Genomic DNA, 3,081 nt, shown 5'->3' on the forward strand with positions numbered 1-3,081 from the left:
GGGGTTTCCCCATGTGAGAGTAGGTCATCGTCAAGATTCATTTCGCAAAACCCCTATCTGCGCGAGCAGGTAGGGGTTTTGTCTTTCTGGCGCAGGCTAGCCGTGCCATGGGCCGCAGTTCGTCTTAGCGTATCAGCCGCGCAGCCCCCTTCATGCCCCATTCATGAGCGTATGGCCGCTATATCGGGGCCCTTTTCCTATGCAAGCCCATTACCCATAGCTATCATGCCAGCCTTATTCCAAGTCGAGACTGGCATGCTGAAGTTGTTGAATCTCCTCAAGGATGGCCGGTTCCATTCCGGAGAAGCCTTGGGTGCAGCCCTCGGGGTGAGTCGTAGTGCCGTCTGGAAACAGCTACAGCACCTCGAAAGTGAACTGAACCTCACTATCCACAAGGTTCGTGGACGCGGCTATCAACTCGCCGCGCCCTTGGCGTTGCTCGAGGAGCAAGCGATCGCCGAGTTTTCCCAGGGGGAACAATGGCCGGTATTCATCCATGACACCATCGACTCCACCAATGCCGAAGGCTTGAGGCTCGCCACACAGGGGCAGGTTGCCCCCTTCGTGGTGCTCGCTGAGCGCCAAAGTGCTGGCCGAGGGCGGCGTGGGCGCCAGTGGGTAAGTCCGTTTGCCGAAAACCTTTACTACAGCCTGGTGCTGCGTATCGATGGTGGGATGCGGCAACTTGAAGGGTTGAGTCTGGTCGTCGGCTTGGCGGTCATGCGCACACTGCAGGCATTCGGCGTGAAAGAGGTGGGGCTGAAATGGCCTAATGACGTGCTGGTCAGGGGGCAGAAGATTACTGGCATCCTGCTTGAGTTGGTCGGCGATCCCGCTGATGTCTGCCACGTAGTGCTTGGAGTTGGTATCAATGTGAACATGCAGGTCAACGAACAGGTTGACCAGGCCTGGACCTCGATGCGGCGGGAGCTTGGTGCAAGTATTGACCGAAATCGCCTGGTGTCGGCCCTTACCCAGCAACTACAGCATGAGTTGTCGCGCCACCGTCGATACGGTTTTGCAGCATTCCAGGAAGAGTGGGAGCAGGCACATCTATGGCAAGGGCATAATGTATCGTTGATTGCTGGCACCACCCGGATCGATGGCGTGGTGTTAGGCGTGGACGGGCAGGGCGGTTTGCGCCTTGAAGTCGATGGTGTGGAAAAGAGCTTCAGTGGCGGAGAGCTCAGTTTGAGGTTGCGTGATGATTCTTGAGCTCGATTGCGGAAACAGTTTCATAAAGTGGCGGGTCATACACACGACTGACGCCACTATCGTAGGGGGTGGCATCGTCGACTCCGACCAGGCCCTGGTTGAGCAAGTGGCGGCGTTGGCATCTGCTCATTTGTCTGGCTGTCGCATGGTCAGTGTGCGCAGTGAGGACGAAACTGAAGCGCTTTGCGTCCTTCTTGCCCAGGCGTTTTCGGTTGAAGTGCAGGTCGCCCAGCCAGCGCAGGAAATGTCCGGTGTGCGTAATGGCTACGAAGATTACCAGCGCTTGGGCATGGATCGCTGGCTGGCTGCAATGGGTGCTTTTCACCTGGCCAAGGGGGCCTGCTTGGTCATCGACCTTGGTACCGCAGCGAAAGCCGACTTCGTCGCTGCTGATGGTGAGCATCTTGGCGGCTACATCTGCCCCGGTATGCCACTGATGCGCAGTCAACTGCGCACCCATACCCGTCGCATTCGATACGACGATGCATCGGCAGAGCGGGCGCTGACCAGTCTGGCGCCAGGGCGCTCCACCGTTGAAGCGGTCGAGCGCGGTTGCGTGCTCATGCTCCAGGGTTTTGCGCGCACCCAGCTCGAGCAGGCGCGTAGTTTGTGGGGGGATGATTTCGCGGTATTTCTCACAGGCGGGGATGCCCCGCTGGTAAGAGATGCCGTGCCTCAGGCGCGAGTCGTGCCTGACCTGGTGTTCGTCGGTCTGGCCATGGCCTGCCCATTGGATTGAGGTGCCTATGCGTTGGTTGTTTCTGTTGTTGGTGGTGCTTAACGTCGTCTATTACGTATGGCACCAGCAGGAAGCCCCGCTGAAGGTCAAGGAAGTCGCCCCCCTGTCGCTGTACAAGGGAAATCAGCAAGAGATCCGTCTACTGCGGGAGGCGGGGATCAATGCACCGGCCAAGCGGCGAGATGAGTGTCTTGTGGTGGGAGGCCTGGCGACTCAAGAGGAGCTTGATGAGCTGCGCCAGCGTCTGTTGAGTCTTGATATCAGCGCCGTGCCGGTGTCTGGGCAGCTGGCTGGCGCGGAGGGTCGTTGGCTCAAGGTCAGTCCGCAAAGCGAGCGTTTGCTGGACCCTGTGGTCCTCTCGACACTTTCCAACGATTTCAAGGACTTAAAACATAAAATTATTTTCTGCCAGGGTATTGCAACTGGCGAATAGCTTGATAGAATGGCGCCCGCTTCACAGGGAACACCACCAAGGTGGCGGAACTGGAAGCAGTGTCAAAGCAGCTAAGCTTCGGATTTGATTGAAAAAATTTGAAAAAACGCTTGACACTAGGACGGCAGACAAATAGAATGCCGGCCACATCTGGAGGGATTCCCGAGCGGTCAAAGGGGACGGACTGTAAATCCGTTGCGAGAGCTTCGAAGGTTCGAATCCTTCTCCCTCCACCAGTTTTAGCGAGAGCTGCAAGCTCCGCGGGTATAGTTTAGTGGTAGAACCTCAGCCTTCCAAGCTGATGATGCGGGTTCGATTCCCGCTACCCGCTCCAAGTTTGCTGGTTTTGCACAAAGTGTTTCGCTCTTGTAGCTCAGTTGGTAGAGCACACCCTTGGTAAGGGTGAGGTCAGCGGTTCAAGTCCGCTCAAGAGCTCCATATAAACAAGGCAGATATGAAAATATCTGCCTTTGTTTTATCAGCGGTGTGACTATTTTCTTCTGCGGAGGATTGTATCGATGGCTAAGGAAAAGTTTGATCGTTCCCTACCACACGTGAACGTTGGCACTATCGGCCACGTTGACCATGGTAAAACCACACTGACCGCAGCTCTGACTCGCGTCTGCTCCGAAGTTTTCGGTTCGGCAGTCGTTGAGTTCGACAAGATCGACTCGGCTCCGGAAGAAAAAGCGCG

The 3,081-nt window shown here is 56.4% G+C and carries 4 protein-coding genes and 3 tRNA genes; all 7 read left to right on the top strand.

Annotated features, from left to right (window positions below; genetic code table 11):
- Positions 1 to 255: 255 nt before the first annotated feature.
- On the top strand, positions 256 to 1,215 hold the full coding sequence (gene birA / locus H620_RS0118685) for a bifunctional biotin--[acetyl-CoA-carboxylase] ligase/biotin operon repressor BirA (protein WP_023382641.1): 960 nt from the start codon (positions 256 to 258) through the stop codon (positions 1,213 to 1,215).
- Positions 1,205 to 1,954 (top strand): pantothenate kinase, encoded by a 750-nt coding sequence (locus H620_RS0118690; RefSeq protein WP_027907858.1) that lies wholly within the window; start codon positions 1,205 to 1,207, stop codon positions 1,952 to 1,954. Before birA ends, H620_RS0118690 begins: the two co-directional genes overlap by 11 nt.
- A 7-nt stretch (positions 1,955 to 1,961) precedes the next feature.
- On the top strand, positions 1,962 to 2,387 hold the full coding sequence (locus H620_RS0118695; RefSeq protein WP_023382639.1) for a hypothetical protein: 426 nt from the start codon (positions 1,962 to 1,964) through the stop codon (positions 2,385 to 2,387).
- 152 nt (positions 2,388 to 2,539) lie between these two features.
- Positions 2,540 to 2,623 (top strand) — tRNA-Tyr (locus H620_RS0118700).
- Positions 2,624 to 2,647: 24 nt separating this feature from the next.
- A tRNA-Gly gene (locus H620_RS0118705) sits at positions 2,648 to 2,721 on the top strand.
- 28 nt (positions 2,722 to 2,749) lie between these two features.
- A tRNA-Thr gene (locus H620_RS0118710) sits at positions 2,750 to 2,825 on the top strand.
- A gap of 80 nt (positions 2,826 to 2,905) precedes the next feature.
- A partial coding sequence (locus H620_RS26670; protein WP_236223339.1) for a GTP-binding protein occupies positions 2,906 to 3,081 on the top strand: 176 nt, incomplete at its 3' end.

Origin of the sequence: Pseudomonas taiwanensis DSM 21245 (genome assembly GCF_000425785.1) — a bacterium.
Taxonomy (GTDB): domain Bacteria; phylum Pseudomonadota; class Gammaproteobacteria; order Pseudomonadales; family Pseudomonadaceae; genus Aquipseudomonas; species Aquipseudomonas taiwanensis.